Origin of the sequence: Streptomyces sp. P9-A2, from assembly GCF_036634175.1 — a bacterium.
GTDB classification, from domain to species: domain Bacteria; phylum Actinomycetota; class Actinomycetes; order Streptomycetales; family Streptomycetaceae; genus Streptomyces; species Streptomyces pratens.
In genome coordinates this window covers 2657218-2674280 of sequence record NZ_JAZIFX010000001.1, presented here as the reverse complement: position 1 = coordinate 2674280, position 17063 = coordinate 2657218, and the positions used below count along the sequence as shown (strand labels likewise).

At 70.6% G+C, this 17063-nt stretch carries 15 protein-coding genes; 9 read left to right on the top strand and 6 right to left on the bottom strand.

Annotated features, from left to right (window positions below):
- Nucleotides 1-79: 79 nt before the first annotated feature.
- Entirely contained in the window at nucleotides 80-2683 is a 2604-nt protein-coding gene (pepN, locus tag V4Y04_RS12145; RefSeq protein WP_332427643.1) for an aminopeptidase N, read from the bottom strand.
- Nucleotides 2684-2928: 245 nt separating this feature from the next.
- Here pepN and V4Y04_RS12140 point away from each other — a divergent pair, with 245 nt between their 5' ends.
- The gene (locus V4Y04_RS12140) at nucleotides 2929-3579 is read left to right on the top strand and encodes a mycothiol-dependent nitroreductase Rv2466c family protein (protein WP_332427641.1); all 651 of its coding nucleotides are present in this window, start codon (nucleotides 2929-2931) and stop codon (nucleotides 3577-3579) included.
- 102 nt (nucleotides 3580-3681) lie between these two features.
- Here the strand turns inward: V4Y04_RS12140 and V4Y04_RS12135 are convergent, their stop codons facing one another.
- From V4Y04_RS12135 to V4Y04_RS12120, 4 genes are all read right to left on the bottom strand, one after another.
- Nucleotides 3682-3924, bottom strand: a complete 243-nt coding sequence (locus tag V4Y04_RS12135; protein WP_332427639.1) for a hypothetical protein — start codon at nucleotides 3922-3924, stop codon at nucleotides 3682-3684.
- 132 nt (nucleotides 3925-4056) lie between these two features.
- Complete coding sequence (locus V4Y04_RS12130) at nucleotides 4057-4698, bottom strand: superoxide dismutase (protein WP_332427638.1); 642 nt, start codon at nucleotides 4696-4698, stop codon at nucleotides 4057-4059.
- A 178-nt stretch (nucleotides 4699-4876) separates the two neighbouring features.
- Nucleotides 4877-6208 carry an amino acid permease gene (locus V4Y04_RS12125; RefSeq protein ID WP_332432803.1) on the bottom strand — a complete coding sequence of 444 codons (1332 nt, stop codon included), beginning with the start codon at nucleotides 6206-6208 and terminating at the stop codon, nucleotides 4877-4879.
- A gap of 316 nt (nucleotides 6209-6524) precedes the next feature.
- On the bottom strand, nucleotides 6525-7331 hold the full coding sequence (locus V4Y04_RS12120; RefSeq protein WP_332427636.1) for a TauD/TfdA dioxygenase family protein: 807 nt from the start codon (nucleotides 7329-7331) through the stop codon (nucleotides 6525-6527).
- A 270-nt stretch (nucleotides 7332-7601) separates the two neighbouring features.
- On the opposite strand from V4Y04_RS12120, the gene V4Y04_RS12115 reads away from it, so the two are divergent.
- The 6 genes from V4Y04_RS12115 to V4Y04_RS12090 all read left to right on the top strand — a co-directional run bounded on the left by V4Y04_RS12115 (nucleotide 7602) and on the right by V4Y04_RS12090 (nucleotide 13951).
- Nucleotides 7602-8807: an RNA-guided endonuclease InsQ/TnpB family protein gene (locus V4Y04_RS12115; RefSeq protein WP_332427635.1), complete on the top strand. Its 1206-nt coding sequence runs from the start codon at nucleotides 7602-7604 to the stop codon at nucleotides 8805-8807.
- 701 nt (nucleotides 8808-9508) lie between these two features.
- Nucleotides 9509-10114, top strand: coding sequence for a biotin transporter BioY (locus tag V4Y04_RS12110; RefSeq protein ID WP_332427634.1), 606 nt, complete (start codon nucleotides 9509-9511; stop codon nucleotides 10112-10114).
- Between the two features lie 387 nt (nucleotides 10115-10501).
- Nucleotides 10502-10987, top strand: a complete 486-nt coding sequence (locus tag V4Y04_RS12105) for a ribose-5-phosphate isomerase (RefSeq protein ID WP_332427633.1) — start codon at nucleotides 10502-10504, stop codon at nucleotides 10985-10987.
- A gap of 161 nt (nucleotides 10988-11148) precedes the next feature.
- Entirely contained in the window at nucleotides 11149-11976 is an 828-nt protein-coding gene (locus V4Y04_RS12100; protein WP_332427632.1) for an Fpg/Nei family DNA glycosylase, read from the top strand.
- 127 nt (nucleotides 11977-12103) lie between these two features.
- Nucleotides 12104-13282 carry a PP2C family protein-serine/threonine phosphatase gene (locus V4Y04_RS12095; RefSeq protein WP_332427630.1) on the top strand — a complete coding sequence of 393 codons (1179 nt, stop codon included), beginning with the start codon at nucleotides 12104-12106 and terminating at the stop codon, nucleotides 13280-13282.
- A 138-nt stretch (nucleotides 13283-13420) separates the two neighbouring features.
- Nucleotides 13421-13951, top strand: a complete 531-nt coding sequence (locus tag V4Y04_RS12090) for an HD domain-containing protein (protein WP_332427629.1) — start codon at nucleotides 13421-13423, stop codon at nucleotides 13949-13951.
- 112 nt (nucleotides 13952-14063) lie between these two features.
- Here the strand turns inward: V4Y04_RS12090 and V4Y04_RS12085 are convergent, their stop codons facing one another.
- The gene (locus tag V4Y04_RS12085) at nucleotides 14064-15278 is read right to left on the bottom strand and encodes an acyltransferase family protein (RefSeq protein ID WP_332427627.1); all 1215 of its coding nucleotides are present in this window, start codon (nucleotides 15276-15278) and stop codon (nucleotides 14064-14066) included.
- Nucleotides 15279-15960: 682 nt separating this feature from the next.
- On the opposite strand from V4Y04_RS12085, the gene V4Y04_RS12080 reads away from it, so the two are divergent.
- The gene (locus V4Y04_RS12080) at nucleotides 15961-16155 is read left to right on the top strand and encodes a hypothetical protein (RefSeq protein ID WP_332427626.1); all 195 of its coding nucleotides are present in this window, start codon (nucleotides 15961-15963) and stop codon (nucleotides 16153-16155) included.
- A 349-nt stretch (nucleotides 16156-16504) separates the two neighbouring features.
- On the top strand, nucleotides 16505-16972 hold the full coding sequence (locus tag V4Y04_RS12075; protein ID WP_332432802.1) for a DUF4240 domain-containing protein: 468 nt from the start codon (nucleotides 16505-16507) through the stop codon (nucleotides 16970-16972).
- Nucleotides 16973-17063: the final 91 nt, after the last annotated feature.

Here is a 17063-nt window from a genome sequence, read left to right as displayed (position 1 = left end):
CCCGTCGTCCGCCGCGCCCGTAGTGCGCCCGCGGGAGACGCCTGTGGTCATCCCGCGCCCGCGGGACGCGCGCCCGTGGTCACCCCGTCGTCGCGTCGCACGCCTGGCCGCGCAGCGCACGTGCCAGGTCGTCCCGGGCCTCCAGCACCAGACGGCGCAGCGCCGGGGGCGCGTCCTCGTGGGCCGCGAGCCACGCGTCCGCCGCGTCCAGCGTCCCCGGTGAGTCCAGCAGCTCGGGGAACAGGCCCCGCACCACGTGCATGGCGATCTGGATGGACCGCTCCTCCCACACCCGCTCGATCACCGCGAAGTACTTCTCCGCGTACGGCGCGAGCAGCTCCCGCTGCGAGGGCTGGACGAAGCCCGCGATCGTCGCCTCCACCAGCGCGTTGGACAGTTCCTCCGACTCCACGAGCCGTGCCCAGTCCCGCGCCTTGACCTCCGCCGACGGGCGGGCGGCCAGACAGCGGACCTGGTGGCGCCTGCCGGAGGCGGTGTCGTCCCGGGCCAGCTCTCCGGCCAGCGCCTTCTCGTCGGCGAGCCCGTGCGCGGCCAGCGGCTCCAGGAACACCCAGCGCAGCTCCTGGTCGATCTCGAGCCCGTCGACCGTCACCGTGCCCGACAGCAGTTCCTGGAGCAGTCGGAAGTCGCCCGGCGCCACGGCCGACCGGGCGAAGAAGCGGGCCCAGGCCAGCTGCTGCTCGCTGCCCGGCCCGGCCGCCTCCAGCTCGCGCCGGGCACCCTCGGCGAGCAGCCGGCCGCCGGTCTCCCGCCAGGCGGGCGCCGCGTAGTGGACGAGCGCCGACTCGGCCCAGGCGTGCAGCATCTGCAGCACACCGATGTCGGACTCGCGCCCGCCGAACCGCAGCACCAGGTCCACGAACTCCCGCGCGGGCAGCAGCGCGTCCCGGGTGAGGTTCCACAGCGCCGACCAGCACAGGGCGCGGGCCAGCGGGTCGGTCAGCGCGCCCAGGTGCTCGCGGAGCGTGGCCAGCGAGGTCTCGTCGAAACGGATCTTGCAGTACGTGAGGTCGTCGTCGTTGACCAGCACCAGCTCGGGCGCCTCGGCCCCCGCCAGCTCGGCGACGACCGTACGCGGTCCGTCGACGTCCGCCTCGGCGCGCGCGTACCGCTCCAGCGCGCCCTCGGCCGTGCGCCGGTACAGGCCCACCGCGACCCGGTGCGGGCGCAGTTCGGGATGCGACTCGGGAGCCTCCTGCAGCACCGCGAGTTCCCCGACCCTGCCGTCCGTGCCCAGCAGCACCTGAGGGGTGAGGGAGTTGACCCCGGCCGTCTGGAGCCAGGACCGCGACCACGCCGTCATGTCGCGTCCGCTGGTCTCCTCGAGGACCGACAGCAGGTCACCGAGGCGCGTGTTGCCGTACGCGTGCCGCTTGAAGTAGCGCCGGGAGCCCTCCAGGAAGGCGTCCTGGCCGACGTACGCCACCAGCTGCTTGAGCACCGAGGCGCCCTTGGCGTAGGTGATGCCGTCGAAGTTCAGCTTGGCGTCCTGCAGGTCGCGGATGTCCGCGGTGACCGGGTGCGTGGACGGCAACTGGTCCGCGCGGTACGCCCAGGCCTTGCGGCGGTTGGCGAAGGTGATCCAGCCGTCGGTGAACCGGGTGGCGCCCACGAGCGAGAAGGCGCCCATGAAGTCGGCGAAGGACTCCTTCAGCCACAGGTCGTCCCACCACTCCATGGTGACCAGGTCGCCGAACCACATGTGCGCCATCTCGTGCAGGATGACGTTGGCCCGGCCCTCGTAGGACGCCTGGGTGACCTTGCCGCGGAAGATGAACTCCTCCCGGAAGGTGACCAGTCCGGGGTTCTCCATCGCGCCCAGGTTGTACTCGGGCACGAACGCCTGGTCGTACTTCCCGAAGGGGTACGGGTAGTCGACGTGGTCGTGGAAGAAGTCCAGGCCCTGCTTGGTCACCAGGAACACGTCGTCGGCGTCGAAGTGCGGCGCCAGAGCCTTGCGGCACATCGCGCCGAGCGGGATCTCCAGCCGGGTGCCGTCGGGCAGTTCGCGCTCGTAGGTGTCCGTGACGTAGTGGTACGGCCCGGCGACCACACAGGTGATATAGGTCGAGATCGGCTTGGTCTCCGCGAACCGCCACACACCGTCGGTGAGTTCGCCGGCGCCGTTGCTCCACACCGTCCAGCCCTCGGGGGCCCGCACCTCGAAGCGGTAGGGCGCCTTGAGGTCGGGCTGCTCGAAGTTGGCGAAGACCCGGCGGGCGTCGGCCGGCTCGTACTGGGTGTAGAGGTAGACCTCGCCGTCCTCGGGGTCGACGAAGCGGTGCATGCCCTCGCCGGTACGGGAGTACGCGCACCGCGCGTCGACGATCAGCTCGTTGTCGGCGGCCAGGTCCTCCAGCAGCAGCCGGGAGCCGTCGAACACCTCTCCGGGGTCGAGGTCCCGCCCGTTGAGCGAGACGGCCGTCACGGCCGGCGCGATCAGGTCCGCGAAGCTGCTCGCGCCGGGCTCCGTGCAGCGGAACCGGATGGTGGTCACCGAGCGGAAGGTGTGCGGCCCCTCCGCGCCGGCCCCGCCCTCCCCGGCGGTCGTACCGTTCGCGCCGGTCGCGGTGCGCAGGTCGAGGGACACCTCGTACCCGTCCACCGACAACAGTGCGGCCCGCTCCCGGGCCTCGTCGCGGGTCAGGTTCTCACCGGGCACAGGCGGGCTCCTCATACGTCGTCATACGTCGTCATACGTCGTCGGCATCGACAGGGCTGTACAGCACCGATCCTGCCACGCACCGCTGACGCGGGGCAGGCGGGAACGGGAGGGGCGGAAACGGGGCAGGCGGAAACGGGGCAGGCGGAAACGGGGCGGGTGGGAAGGGGACGGGAATGCGAGGGGGGAGTTCCGGTGTTCCCGGGGAAGCGATTCCCCGCACTTTCTTCCTCCTGAGGAGCGTCATGCCGGACACGTCCACCGCCGCCACTCCCGTCGACTTCTGGTTCGACCCGCTGTGCCCCTGGGCCTGGATGGCCTCCCGCTGGGTGCTGGAGGTGGAGAAGGTGCGGGACATCAAGGTCCACTGGCACCTGATGAGCCTCGCGGTGCTCAACGAGGACCGGCTCGACGAGCTGCCCGAGGAGTACCGCGAGATGCTCGCGACCAAGGCGTGGGGCCCCGTCCGCGTCGTCATCGCGGCCCAGGAGGAGCACGGCTCCGAGGTGCTCGGCGACCTCTACACCGCGCTCGGCACCCGCATCCACAACCAGGACGAGGGTCCGGAGAAGGAGGCCGTCGCCGCCGCACTGAAGGAGGTCGGCCTGCCCGACTCCCTCATGGAGCACTGGGACTCCACCCCCTACGAGCCCCAGCTGCGCGCCTCCCACAAGGAGGGCATCGACAAGGTCGGCCAGGACGTCGGCACCCCGGTCATCGCCGTGCCCGGCGCCGACGGCGAGCAGATCGCCTTCTTCGGCCCGGTCGTCACCCCCGCCCCCAAGGGCGAGGAGGCCGCCCGCCTCTGGGACGGCACCCTCGCCGTGGCCTCCGTCCCCGGCTTCTACGAGATCAAGCGCACGCGGACGAAGGGCCCGGACTTCAGCAACCTGTGACGGGACGACCCGGGACGTGGAGTGACTGCGGGCCGTCACTGCGGCTTGTCACTGCGGGGTGTCACTGCGGCCCGTCACCGCAGGCCCGTCACCGCCTGCTCGTCACTCCGGGGCGGGCAGGCGGATGGGCTTGGGGAACGGCTTCATGACCCACCCCGTGCGCAGGTTGCGGCACTGCCTGCCGGTCTCCGGGTCCAGCACGTTCTCGCAGATCCAGAACTCGCCCACCCCCGCGCGGCCCAGCCGTTCCTTGAGCTGTTCCTGTTCCGCCCTGGTCAGCTGACGATGCGGTTGCTCCGCGTCGCAGGTCGAGCAGGGGTACTTCTTGGTCCTCGGTGTCGTCATGGGGCACTTTGACCCGGAACGCCGCATACCGGAAGCCCCCGCGAGTCGAGTCCTCGCGGGGGCTTCCGTCTTTCCGCCTGCCGGGTGAACGGTGAGAAGACGATCACGGGGCAGGACGTTCACGGGCGGCCCTCAGGGGGCGAGCAGGAGCACGTCCGCGCGGGACTTCGCGGCCTCGTGGCGCCTGGCCACGTCCTGCCAGTTCACGACGGCCCACATGGCCTCGATGAAATCGACCTTCTGGTTCCTGTACTGGAGATAGAAGGCGTGCTCCCAGGCGTCGAAGACCAGGATCGGTGTCGCGCCCTGGCCGACGTTGCCCTGGTGGTCGTAGACCTGCTCGACGATCAGCCGGCCGCTCAGCGGCTCGTACGCCAGGACGCCCCAGCCCGACCCCTGCGTGGTCGCCGCGGCCTTGGTCAGCTGTGCCTTGAAGCCCGCGAAGGAGCCGAAGGACTCCGCGATCGCGTCGGCCAGCTCGCCCACGCCGTCCTTCTCCAGCGGCTCGCCGCCGCCGTCGCCGGTCATGTTGTGCCAGTAGATCGAGTGCAGGATGTGCCCGGAGAGGTGGAACGCCAGGCTCTTCTCCAGGCCGTTGACCGAGCCCCACGACTCCTTGTCCCGGGCCTCCGCGAGCTGCTCCAGCGTGTCGTTGGCGCCCTTCACGTAAGCCGCGTGGTGCTTGTCGTGGTGCAGCTCGATGATCTCGGGGCTGATCACCGGCGCGAGCGCCGCGTAGTCGTACGGCAGGTCGGGCAGCGTGTAGACGGGCATGGATCCCCTTCGAACCGCTTATTGCGACTAGGTTGCAACTGCACGCTAGCAGCAGAAGGGCTCTCCGTGCGTCCGGTGCGCACGACGGCACGGAAAAGGGCCCCCGCGCGGACGGTGGTTTCCAGAGTCGTCCGTGCGGGGGCCCTCGCCGTGGGAGCGGCGGGAGGAGGCGAAGGGATCAGCCCTCGGTTCGCGTGCGCGCCCTGGACCGCTGCCAGGCGTAGCCGGCGGCCCCCAGGGCTACGGTCATGCCGCCCGTCGAGTACAGCTGCACGCGCGTGTCCGGTTCCCGGGCCATCAGGACGAAGACGGCGGCCATCCCGGCCAGCGCGACCCACGTCAGCACCGGGAACGCCCACATCCGGACGACCAGCTTCTCCGGGGCCTCGCGCTCCAGGATGCGGCGCAGCCGCAGCTGCGAGACGGCGATGAAGATCCAGACGACCAGGATCACCGCGCCGATCATGTTGAGCAGCCAGGAGAAGACGTCGTCGGGCCGCCAGTAGCTCAGCAGCACGCACAGGAACCCGAAGACCGACGAGGCCAGCACGGCGATCCGCGGTACCCCGGCCGACACCAGGCCCAGCACCTTCGGACCCTGCCCGCGTCGCACCAGGGAGTAGCCGATGCGCGAGGCGCCGTAGATGTTGGCGTTCATCGCGGACAGCAGCGCCACCAGCACCACGACGTTCATCAGCTGCCCGGCGCCCGGGATGCCCAGCCGGTCCAGGGCGGCGACGTACGGACCCTGCTCGACGACCGCCGGCGAGTCCCACGGGACCAGGGCCACGATGACCGCCATCGAGCCGACGTAGAACAGCGCGATCCGCCACATCGCCGTACGGACGGCGCTCGCGACGCCCTTGACCGGGTTCTCCGACTCCGCCGCGGCGATGGTGACCGTCTCCAGGCCGCCGTACGCGAAGACGGAGGCGAGCAGGCCGATCACCAGACCCTCGCCGCCGTTGGGCAGCAGCGGGGTGAGGTGCGAGGCGCCGGGGGAGTCGGTGCCCGGCAGCACGCCCGCGAGGGCCAGCACGCCGAGCACCAGGAACAGGGAGATCGCGCCGACCTTGAGTGCCGCGAACCAGAACTCGAACTCGCCGAACTTCTTCACGGCCGCGAGGTTCGCGGCGCAGAACATCACCATGAACAGCGCCACCCACGCCCACTCGGGCGTGCCCGGGAGCCAGCCGGTGACGATCTTCGCGGCGCCGATGCCCTCCAGGCCGACCGCCGTGCACAGCAGCACCCAGAACGCCCAGCCCGAGGCGAAGCCCGCCCAGGGCCCGATCGCCCGTTCCGCGTGCGCCGAGAACGAACCGGAGGACGGATACGCGGCCGACATCTCGCCGAGCATCCGCATGACCAGCATGACCAGCAGGCCGGAGAGGGCGTAGGCGATGACGATCGACGGCCCCGCGGCGGCGATGCCGGCGCCGGAGCCGACGAACAGCCCGGCGCCGATCACCCCGCCCAGGGCGATCATCGACAGATGGCGCTGCTTCAGACCGTGGGAGAGGGTGGCGCCGTCCTGCTCCTGCGATGGCGTCCCTGGTGCTCCGGAAGCCCCGGGCGTACCGGGTGCTTCGGGTGTCCCGGGTGCTCCGGGCGTCTCGGTGGAGGGGCTGGGCACGGACACGGCTCGTCCAATACGGGAGAGGGTAAAAACCACATCAGTCTGGGCGGCCTCTCCCGGGTGAGGGGGAGGCCGCCCAGCATGTGGACACGTGTCATGCGGAGGGTGGCGATCCGGTCACCCCGCCGATGCTCGGCCGGTCACCCGGCCGGTCACCCGGCCGGGTGACCGGCCAATGCCCGGTCGCTCACGCGGCGGCCACGGGGTCGCCCGCCGCCTCCGTCCTCAGTACGTCGGCGGCCTGCTCCGCGACCGACGTGTAGTGCGAGGCGTCCCCCTCGATCGAGTGGCTCACCCTGCCGTCGATACCGACCGGAACGTCACCTGCGACCGTCACCCGGTGCGGACGGCGCGGCCGGCCGTCGTAGTTGTCGATGGCGTAGTGCTGGGTGATGCGGTTGTCGAACAGCACGAGCTGGTTCGGCGACCAGCGCCACCGCAGCACGTTCTCCGGCCGGGTGATGTACGCCTGCAGCAGGTCGAGGACCTTGCGGGACTCGCCCGGCGACAGGCCCACGATCCGCTGCGCGAACCCACCGATGAACAGGCCGCGTTCACCGGTCAGCGGGTGGACGCGGACGACCGGGTGGACGGTGCGGTACTTGATCGAGGTGAACTGGGCGCGCCGGGCCGCCTCCCTCTCGTCGATCGCCTCGTCCGCGACGGCGTAGTCGTAGTCGTTGGTGTGCTCGGCCCACAGGGTGTCGGCGAGCCGGCGCAGCGGCTCGGGCAGATTGCGGTAGGCGGCGGCCGAGTTCGAGATCAGCGTCTCGCCGCCGTAGGGCGGGACGGTGATGCTGCGCAGGGTGCTGGCCTGCGGCGGGTTGAGGACGAAGGTGACGTCCGTGTGCCAGTTGTTGGCGGCGCGGCCCCCTTCGCTGTCCACGGGCAGCACGTTGGGGGCGTCGGCGACGGCGCCCACCGTCGGGTGCGCGGTGGTGAGGTCGCCGAAGTTGCGGGCGAACGCCTGCTGGCCCACGTCGTCGAGGTTCACCCGTCTCTTGCGAGGGTTGATGCCGGGGAGGTATCGCATCCGGGTGCCGTGTCGCGGTGCGCTGCCGTGCCCGGTCTTGGGCGTGGAGCGCCTGGGCAACTGTCTGACGGAGCTCGGATGAGAACGCGTGTGCTTTCGTTCGCCGGTTCGGGTGGTGTCCGTGTGATCGAGGCACGGGTGTGCGGCAGTCGCTCATATGGTCTGGTCGGAGGGCTCGGGATGCCACAGCATTCCGGTCGGGGCAGCCGAGGGGTCTTGGAAGGGGAGGGCATGGCGTCAGCAGCGGCGGCCGGGGAGGCGGTTGGGTGTGCTCGTTACACCTATCGGCTGCGTGTGTCGGCGGCCGCTCGGGCGGTGCTGGAGGCGGAGTGGGCCCGTTGTCGGTGGGTGTGGAACGAGTGCGTGGCGCGTTCGAAGAAGGCTTACAGGGAGGGGGAGTTGTGTGGTCCCGCCCGGCTGGATCGGATGCTGACCGGGGCCCGTGCGGTCACGCCCTGGCTGGCGGTGGGCTCGTCGGTGGTGCAGCAACAGGTCATCCGCGACTTCGCCAAGGCTCGCGCGAAGGCCCTTAAGGACATCAAGGACCGTCTGCCGCTTGGGCGGCGGGCGGGTCTGCCGAAGCATAAAAGGAAGCGTGTGTCGCGGCCGACGCTGAACTACACGCGGCGTGGGTTCCGGCTCAGGGGCGGGCGTCTGCACCTCGCGGGCGGCATCGCGATGGGGGTGGTGTGGTCGCGTGCGCTGCCGGACGAGCCGTCGAGCGTGCGGGTCTATCGCGACAGCCTCGGCCACTGGTACGCCTCCTTCGTCGTCCCCGCCGTGGTGCAGTTGCTCCCTTCGGCCGGTGCGGTGATCGGCATCGACTGGGGCGTGCGGGAGACGGCGACCACCACCAGCGACGCCCACGATCTCCCGCACGCCCGGCACGGCCACAAGGCCAAGGAGAAGCTGACCCGTTACGACCGGATGACGGCCCGCCGCAGACCTGCCAGGGGGCAGGCCGCCTCGAAGGGATACCGGGAGGCGAAGAGACTGCGGGCGAAGGCGTACACGAAGATCGCCCGGCAGCGGCAGGACACCGCCCGCAAGTGGGCCAAGAAGATCGTGCGCGACCATGACGTGATCGCGGTAGAGGACTTCCGCCCGAAGTTCCTCGCCCGGACCAGCATGGCCCGCAAGGCAGCCGACGCGGCGATCGGCGCCACCAAGCGGGCCCTGCTCGAGATGAGCCGCAAGCACGGGCGGGACGTGCGCCTGGTGCATCCCGCACACACCACCATGGACTGCGCCCGGTGCGGAGCGAGAGCCAAGCACGCACTGCCGCTGTCGGAACGCACCTATACCTGCACCGCGTGCGGAGCCGTCTCCCCCCGGGACAAGAACTCCGCCCGCGTGATGCTCGTCCGGGCAGGTCTGAACCCGGCTGGTGTTGATCGCGTAAGACTCGATCGCTCGCCGAGCGAACAAGCGGCGTGAGCCAGGAATCTCCCCCGCTCATGAGGGAGAGCATTCAAGACGTCGAAGACCAGCTTTGTGTTCGTTGAGGGCGCTGGTGGGGCGGTGACCGTCTCGGCGTCGTTCGACGATCAGTGCGTGGCGGCTCTTAGCGCCTTTGTGGCGTTCTTGGGCGGCAAGCCGTCAGGATCGACGGCGAGGGGAGGGAGGTGCCGCGGTTCGAAGCATGGGGAACGTCCTCGGGAACGGGGTCCGACACTGCGCCGTCGTGGGAGACCGAGGCGCGACGGATCCGCTCCGCCTGCCCGCCTCGCTAGGGGAGGCGACGGGCGGCCGTGCCCACGCGGCCCAGGTCGACATGGCGACGCGTGGTGAAGTTCCGGGACTGGGCGACCATGTGAGTGAAGCTAGCAAAACGGTTCCGCGCTGCCCAGACGGCGACCGACGGGCGAGACGACGACGGCCCGCACACGAGCCGGCGGTGAAGGCCTCGCCCGCCCGCTTTGGCGGGACCCTACAGGCGCCGCCGGGCCGGGTCCTGTAGGAGAGACCACGTGACCTCAGTGACCGGCATCACGCCGCGCCCCGGTTGGCGGGCGTTCTTTGTCCGGAGCCCACCACGGGCGTGCCGGAGCCTTTGTCGAGCGCTGACGGTGATCGGCACGAGGGCGCTGGGATAGCGTCGCCGTGTCCCCAACCGTCCTCGCCTCCGCGGAGTCCCCATGAGCACCGCAGCCGCCACATCCGCTCTGCACCAGCAGGGCGGAACCCGAGCCGGTCTGGTCCTCGCCGACCTCGTCCCGGCGTCCCGCGTACGGGACGTGGCACTCGTGGTCGGAGGTGCCGCGCTCACCGGTATCGCCGCCCAGTTCGTCGTCCCCGTCCCGGGATCCCCGGTCCCGGTGACCGGTCAGACCTTCGCCGCGCTGCTCGTCGGCACCACCCTCGGCGCCCGGCGCGGTCTGTTCGCCCTCGCGCTGTACGCGATGGCGGGCGCCGCCGGTGTGCCGTGGTTCGCCGAGGGCGGGTCCGGCATCGGGATGCCGTCGTTCGGTTATGTCCTGGGCATGCTGCTGGCCGCGGTCGTCGTGGGCTCCCTCGCCCGCCGCGGTGCCGACCGCTCCGTCTGGCGGACCGCGGGCACCATGCTGCTCGGCTCGGCGGTCATCTACGCCGTCGGCGTGCCCTACCTGGCGCTGGCCACCGGCATGTCCGCTTCCGCCGCGATCGCGGCCGGCCTCACCCCGTTCCTCATCGGTGACGCCCTGAAGGCGGCGCTGGCCATGGGCGTGCTGCCCACCGCCTGGCGGTTCGTCAACAAGCGCTGACGGCCGGCCCCTGCGAACCGATCCGCAGCGAAAGAGCTAAAGAGCAGAAGAAGGAGGAGGCCGGCAGGGCGTGCGTACAGCGCCCGGCCGGCCTCCTTCCGCGTTCCCGGGACGCCCGGCGGTCTCACCGTGCGGCCCCGCCGGGGACCCGGTCAGCCCCTGCCGCCGGAGGAGCCCTCGGACCCCGCCGTGCGGGACCTCGTCGTGCCGGCCGCTCCGCGCCGGCTCGGGAGGGAGGGCGGGCGCGGGCAGAACGGCGTCCGCCGCCTACCGTGCTCGTGGCCGCCGACGGCACGGCGCTCGCCGCGGGTGCCGTCGGCGCCGTTGCCCCCTGCCCCGGCTGCCCCGGCGCGCCCGCGTGCGATCCGCCGTGTCACACTCGGAAGCATGCGCGTGTACCTCGGTTCCGACCATGCCGGATACGAACTCAAGAACCACCTCGCCACGTGGCTCAAGGAGGCGGGTCACGAGCCCGTCGACTGCGGGCCCCACATCTACGACGCCCAGGACGACTACCCGCCCTTCTGTCTCCGCGCGGCCGAGCGGACCGCCGCCGACCCCGGCAGCCTCGGCATCGTGATCGGCGGCTCCGGCAACGGCGAGCAGATCGCCGCGAACAAGGTGAAGGGCGTACGGGCGGCCCTGGCCTGGAGCGAGGAGACCGCGGCGCTGGGCCGCACGCACAACGACGCCAACGTGGTCGCGGTGGGTGCGCGCATGCACACCACGGACGAGGCGACGAAGTTCGTCGAGATCTTCCTGGGCACCCCGTTCTCGGGCGACGATCGCCACAGCCGCCGCATCGACATGCTCGCGGTCTACGAGACCACCGGCGATCTCCCCCCGATCCCGCCCCACCACCCCCAGCAGTAACCGGCGACCGGCCCGTCCACGACCCGCCGTGGGAGCGATGGCTCCCACGGCGGGGCCCAAGGACGTGGCCGGCACCGGCGGCCGTGGAACAGCAGCCCTAGGGCGTTCAGAGAGCAGCGAGAGCAGCGAGAGCAGCGAGAGCAGTGAGGGGGACCGGAACCGTGCCGGAGGGACACACCATCCACCGGCTGGCCGAGGACTACGCCGCCGCCTTCGCCGACGGCAGCCCCCTGCGAGTCACCAGCCCCCAGGGCAAGTTCAGTGACGCCGCCGCCCTCCTGGACCGCGCCCCCCTGCACACCGCCGACGCCCACGGCAAGCACCTCTTCCTCGGCTTCCGCGACCCCGACCCCGAGCACACCGACTGGGTCCACATCCACCTCGGCCTCTTCGGCAAGGTCGCCCTGGGCCCGGCCCCCGCGCCCCCGCCCACGGACACCGTCCGCCTGCGCCTCGCGCACCTCACCGCGTACGCCGATCTGCGCGGGCCCACCACCTGCGCCCTGATCACCGGCGTCGAGAAGCAGGCGATACACGACCGTCTCGGCCCCGACCCCCTGCGCCCGGACGCGGAATCGGCCGCCGCGTACCGCAGGATCAGCCGCAGCCGTACGACGGTCGCCGCGCTCCTCATGGACCAGAAGGTCATCGCCGGCGTCGGAAACGTCTACCGCGCCGAGGTTCTCTTCCGGCACGGCATCGACCCCTACCGGGCGGGCCGGGACCTCACCCCCGCCGAGTGGGACGCGATCTGGACCGACCTGGTCGCGCTGATGCGCGAGGGCGTGCGCAACAACCGCATCGACACCGTCCGTCCGCAGCACACCCCGGAGGCGATGGGCCGCCCGCCGCGCGTCGACGACCACGGCGGCGAGGTGTACGTCTACCGCAGGGCCCACCGGCCCTGCCACATCTGCGGCGGCGAGATCCGCACCGCCGATCTCGCCGCCCGCAACCTCTTCTGGTGCCCCGCCTGCCAACACCGGTAGACAATTTCCGCCGGACGCTCCCCGCGACGGCGCCCGGTGAAGTTGACTGTGCAGCAGGTCCCCCGACGAGGGACAACCAGGACCTCCCGTGCCAAGTGGCCGGTCCGATCGATAGGGTCCCGAACTAATGGCAGCAGGACGAGAGAGGCGCGCAGAAGCCGACACGCTGACGGCCCGGGTGAAGAAGCAATGGCACCGGGCCCGCGTCGGCGTGCGCCGGGCTGCCGTCGACTACTTCCGCGGGGACGGCTCCGACTGGATAGCGCTTGCCGGACTGCTGCTGACGATCCCGCTCATCTCGGTGGCGACCCTCGCCAACTCCGTGTGGTTCGCGCCGTCCGCACTGGTCCTGCCGATCGTCGCCGGCGGGCTGCTGCTGCGCCCGGCGAGTCTGCTCGGCCTGTACGCGGCGGCGGCGACCGCGCTGATAGTCGAGGCCGTCCGACTCGGCCCGTACACCGAGGGCGCCTCCCGGGTCACCCCCGGCGTCGTCCTCGTCGTGGCCGCCGGAGGCTTCTTCGGCCTGGTCGTCGCCCAGTTCCGCAGCCGGGTGGGCGTGCCCTGGCGGCGCGGCGGCACCATGCTGTTCGACCTGCGTGAACGCATTCGCGTCCAGAGCCAGTTGCCGGCCCTGCCGAGCGGATGGCACCGGGAGATGTCCCTGCGCCCCGCGGGAGGCCAGTCCTTCTCGGGCGACTTCGTGGTCGCCGCCCGCACCAACGGCGGGCGCACGCTGGAAGTCGTCCTGACCGACGTGTCCGGCAAAGGCATGGACGCCGGATCGCGCGCCCTGCTGCTGTCCGGCGCCTTCGGCGGCCTGCTCGGCAGCCTCCCGCCGCACGCCTTCCTGCCGGCCGCCAACGGCTACCTGCTCCGCCAGGAATGGGAGGAGGGCTTCGCCACCTCCATCCACCTCGTCCTCGACCTGGACTCCGGCGACTACGAGCTGTACTCCGCCGGGCACCCGCCGGGCCTGCAACTCAGCGCGGGCAGCGGGAAATGGGAGGAGAAGACGGGCGACGGCCCGCTCCTCGGCGTGTACGACGGTGCCCAGTTCGACCCGGTGAAGGGCTCGCTGCGCGCCGGCGACGTGCTGATGCTGTTCACCGACGGCCTGGTGGAGACGTCGGACCGGGACATCGTCGAAGGCATCGACCGCCTCACCGGCGAGGCCGACCGTTATGTCGCCGGCGGCTTCCACGGAGCGGCCTGGCACCTCATCGAAGCGGTCGCCAAGGACGTCAACGACGACCGGGCGCTCCTGCTGATCTGCCGCGAGGGCCCCACGGCCGCCGCGACCCGCTGACCGGACGGGGCGGGGACGAGGGCCACGGCCGCACCCATGCCCACACCCGCACCTGTGCCCGCGCCGCACCTGTGCCCGGCGCCACTCGCCTGACCCCCTCCAGCCCGCGCGGCACCGCACGAGGGGGACACTGGAGGGGTGACCGGGACACCGCGCAACCTGCTGACAACGGCCCAGATCGAGGCCACCGCCCGTGCCGTGCACGAAGGACAGACCGACAAGGCGGGCGTGCCGTACGCCGAGCACCTCCGGGCCGTCGCCGAGGGCGTCCGGGCGCGCGGTGGCGACGAGGAGCAGATCGCGGCGGCCTGGCTGCACGACGCCGTCGAGGACGGCAAGCTGTCACAGGAGTGGCTCCGGGAAGCGGCACTGACCCGCCGGACCAGGGACATCGTCCTCGCGGTCACCAAACGGTCCGGGGAGCCGCCCGAGGTGTACGCGGCCCGCATCCTCGCGACCCCGGGCGCACTGCTGGTGAAAGAGGCGGACCTGGCCCACAACGCCGATCCGGCGCGGCTGGCGGTACTCGACGGGGCGACCCGCACACGACTGACCGAGAAGTACACGCGGATGCGCACACTCCTCGGCCTCGTGGCGGGCGAGCGGCCGGCCCGGCCGGCCGACCGGACGCACCGGCCCAGCCCACTGCACCGCGATGCGGCCGACTAGAAGCGTCCTGAAGATCTTGAAATCACGCCCGTCCCGCGCCGGTTCATGCCGATTGACATTTGCCGGTAATCGGTATCAACCGGGCGGCCTGAGCAAGATCTTCAGCGCCCTTCTAGGCAGAGACCTGTTCCTGAGGCGTCTCCCGCGTCTCCCCGGCCTCCTGCTTCGCCGGTTTCTCTCCGTGCCCGTGCCCGTGCCCGCGGGCCGGTTCGGCCGCGTCGCGCTTGAAGGCCCACTCCATCCTCGGCTCCATCACGAACCGGAAGACCCGCCGCACCGGCCTGGAGCACAGGAACGTCACCAGGACCGCCGCGAACAAGGTCACGGCGACCGCGCCGGCCGGCCCATGCAGCACCGAGGGCTCGAACCAGCCCCGGTACTCACCGGCCCTCATCACGAAGCCGTGCAGCAGATAGCCGTACAGGGTGCCCGCGCCGAGTGCCGTGAACCACATGTGGCGGCCCGGCACCCAGGAGAAGAAGCAGGCCGTCAGCAACAGGCAGCAGCCGAACAGCACCAGCGTCATCACCGGGCCGGCCCACCACGGCGCGCCCAGCTCCTGAGCGGAGTCACGGTGGTAGAACCACCCGGTTCCGCCGAGCACCCCCGGAGGCCAGGCGAGTGCGAGCGCGGAGACGAACACGGGCACCGACAGGATCCGCACCGACCGGCGGCGTACCAGGTTGAAGTGCTCGGGCCTCATGCACAGACCGAGCACGAAGTACGGCAGGAACTGCAGGACGCGCTGCAGATCGAGGTCGTTGCCGATCTGCGGGGAGGCGCTCGCCAGCATGGCGATGCCGAGCGCCAGCGGCAGCGGGTGGCGCACCGCCTTCCAGATCGGCGTGGTCAGCCGCCAGATGAACAGCGCGCCCAGGAACCAGGTCAGATACCAGGGGTCGAGAAGGCTGATCTCATGCTGCGGGTCGTTGTCGACGACCCGCTTGAAGAGCGAGTAGGCCGTCTCGAAGACGATGTACGGCACGACGATGCCGGTGATCAGCCGCCGCAGCCGGTCGGGGCGCATGTCGAAGCTGCGCGAGAAGAAGCCGGAGATGATGATGAAGGCCGGCATGTGGAAGGCGTACACGACGGTGTACGCGGCCTGGAGGGACTGGCTGTCGTCCTTGATGGGCTCCCAGAAGTGGCCTACGGCCACCAGCACGATCGCCAGGTACTTGGCGTTGTCGAAGAACGCGTCCCGCCGCTTGCCGGAGCCCGGCGCCCCGCTCCCCGGCGTACCGGTCGTCGGTGTGCCGGTTCCCGGCGACGAGGCCGGGGGAAGCGGTGTTCCGTGATGGCTGTTCGGCCGCGGCGAGTCCGTCACAGGGCCACCCGCCGGGAACTCGGGGAGGGGGCCGACGCACTTGCCGCGCATCTGGGGGACGAGGCGGCGTAGAACATTTGAGGCACCCTAGCGCTCGCTGTGGGGAGGCGTAAAACCCCCACGTCATTCCGGCTGTTCATTCTGGCTGTTCATTCCGGATGCCCGCGATCCGTGAATGCAGACGGCTATGCCGGTGTGATGGCCGGCACACGCCCGACGCACCGATCGGGCACGACTCCAAAGCGTTCGGTACGCCGCTTCCGTCCAGATTCGTATCGGGCTAAAAGGGTATATGCCTCGCCCGTTGAACCCCGAAGGGATGCCCGCTTCATTCCTCTTCGGGGCCGGTCCGGAGGCTCGTCGGGATACGTGGAGCGGCAATGGGGAACAGTCGCGGAGGTGTTGTGTGGATACGGCACCGGTCCGGTCGGATTCCATCAGCGAGTGGTGAGTCGAATTGCCGTGCGAGGTCGCACTCCTGGCTCCGCGCGGGACCCGTCCGGCGCCCGCCCGTTCCCTCGCGCGGGCGGACGCGCGCACGCGGAACCTGGCCGATGTGAGACGGATGATGCGTCACGAGCCGCATAGGCCGGCCCTGTTGGTGGCACGATGGTTCTGGCGGGGTGCGCGGGGATGCGTCGCCCGGACCGGACGAGCGGACCGACCAAGGGTGTGATCAGTTGTGGCCATTTCACTGTCTGTGGTGCTGCTGTTGGCGATCATCCTTGTAGTACTGATCAGAGGGGGGTCCATCAAGGCCGGGCCCGCGGTCGTCGCGATCCTCTTCGGCTTCTTCCTCGCCTCCACCGGCATGGCCCCGTCGATCAACCGCTTCATGGACTCGATAGCGGACATGATCAACTCGGTCAGCTTCTGAGAGCCGGCTTCCGGAATTCGTGCCCGGGTAGCCGCTCCCCGGGTAGCCGCTCCCCGGGAACGCGCTCAGGGCCGGTGGAGGAATGAAACCTCCGGCCGACCCTGAGCGGTATGGAGCGGGCGACGGGAATCGAACCCGCGTAGCTAGTTTGGAAGACGCCGTATGCGGATCGGTGTTGACCTGCGATGCCGCTGACCTGCGTGGGAGTGCCGAACTCTCCGTGGTTCCCCGTGGTTCCCCGCTCGTCGCCCGCTGATCGGGCACGCCAGGGGCACGCGAAGCCCGCGTTGCTCTGCCCTGGGCGGCCCGAGACAGGCGGTCCGCGATCTGGCAACCTGCCTCCGTGAGGATGACCTGGGCTGACTTCTGGACACTGATAGACACCTTGGGCGGCGAAGCCAGCGAGGCGAGCTGTCGACGCCTTGCCGAGGAGTTGGGCCGTCGTCCCGTCGCGGACATCATCGGCTTCGCCGAGCGCCATGCCGAGGCTCTCTATCGGCTGGATCAGGAGAAGTTCGGCTTTCTGCCCGTCGTCGACCTGACAGATCGAGACGGGAGTCCCTTCCCTCAGTCGGCCGATCAGTTCCTGTACACCCGCTGCGCTGTGGTCGCTGCCGGCCGAGCCGTCTGGGAAGACGTGTTCTTCGACGTCGACAAGTTCGCGCCGTTCACCTCCACCCGGTACGACGGCGAGTGGTTGCTCTATGTGCCGGATCAGGCGTACGAGCTGGCTACTGGGCAGGAGTGGGATCGCTCGACGCGGTACTGCTTCGAGACCTTCTCCAACAAGGACGGCTGGCCGCACCTCCAGCGCTGAGGTAGGCGTAGCGGCTTTGGGCTGGAGTCTCAATGGTCGAGTCAAGCTCCCTCGAGCGCGATCAGTAGCCGAAGAAGTTACGGGCCGAGTC

Bases quoted from the DNA above. Each gene is read 5' to 3' on its own strand.
- V4Y04_RS12140 (WP_332427641.1), top strand. From the start codon at position 2,929: ATGCCGGACACGTCCACCGCCGCCACTCCCGTCGACTTCTGGTTCGAC.
- V4Y04_RS12135 (WP_332427639.1), bottom strand. From the start codon at position 3,924: ATGACGACACCGAGGACCAAGAAGTACCCCTGCTCGACCTGCGACGCG.
- V4Y04_RS12130 (WP_332427638.1), bottom strand. From the start codon at position 4,698: ATGCCCGTCTACACGCTGCCCGACCTGCCGTACGACTACGCGGCGCTC.
- V4Y04_RS12115 (WP_332427635.1), top strand. From the start codon at position 7,602: ATGGCGTCAGCAGCGGCGGCCGGGGAGGCGGTTGGGTGTGCTCGTTAC.
- V4Y04_RS12110 (WP_332427634.1), top strand. From the start codon at position 9,509: ATGAGCACCGCAGCCGCCACATCCGCTCTGCACCAGCAGGGCGGAACC.
- V4Y04_RS12105 (WP_332427633.1), top strand. From the start codon at position 10,502: ATGCGCGTGTACCTCGGTTCCGACCATGCCGGATACGAACTCAAGAAC.
- V4Y04_RS12095 (WP_332427630.1), top strand. From the start codon at position 12,104: ATGGCAGCAGGACGAGAGAGGCGCGCAGAAGCCGACACGCTGACGGCC.
- V4Y04_RS12075 (WP_332432802.1), top strand. From the start codon at position 16,505: ATGACCTGGGCTGACTTCTGGACACTGATAGACACCTTGGGCGGCGAA.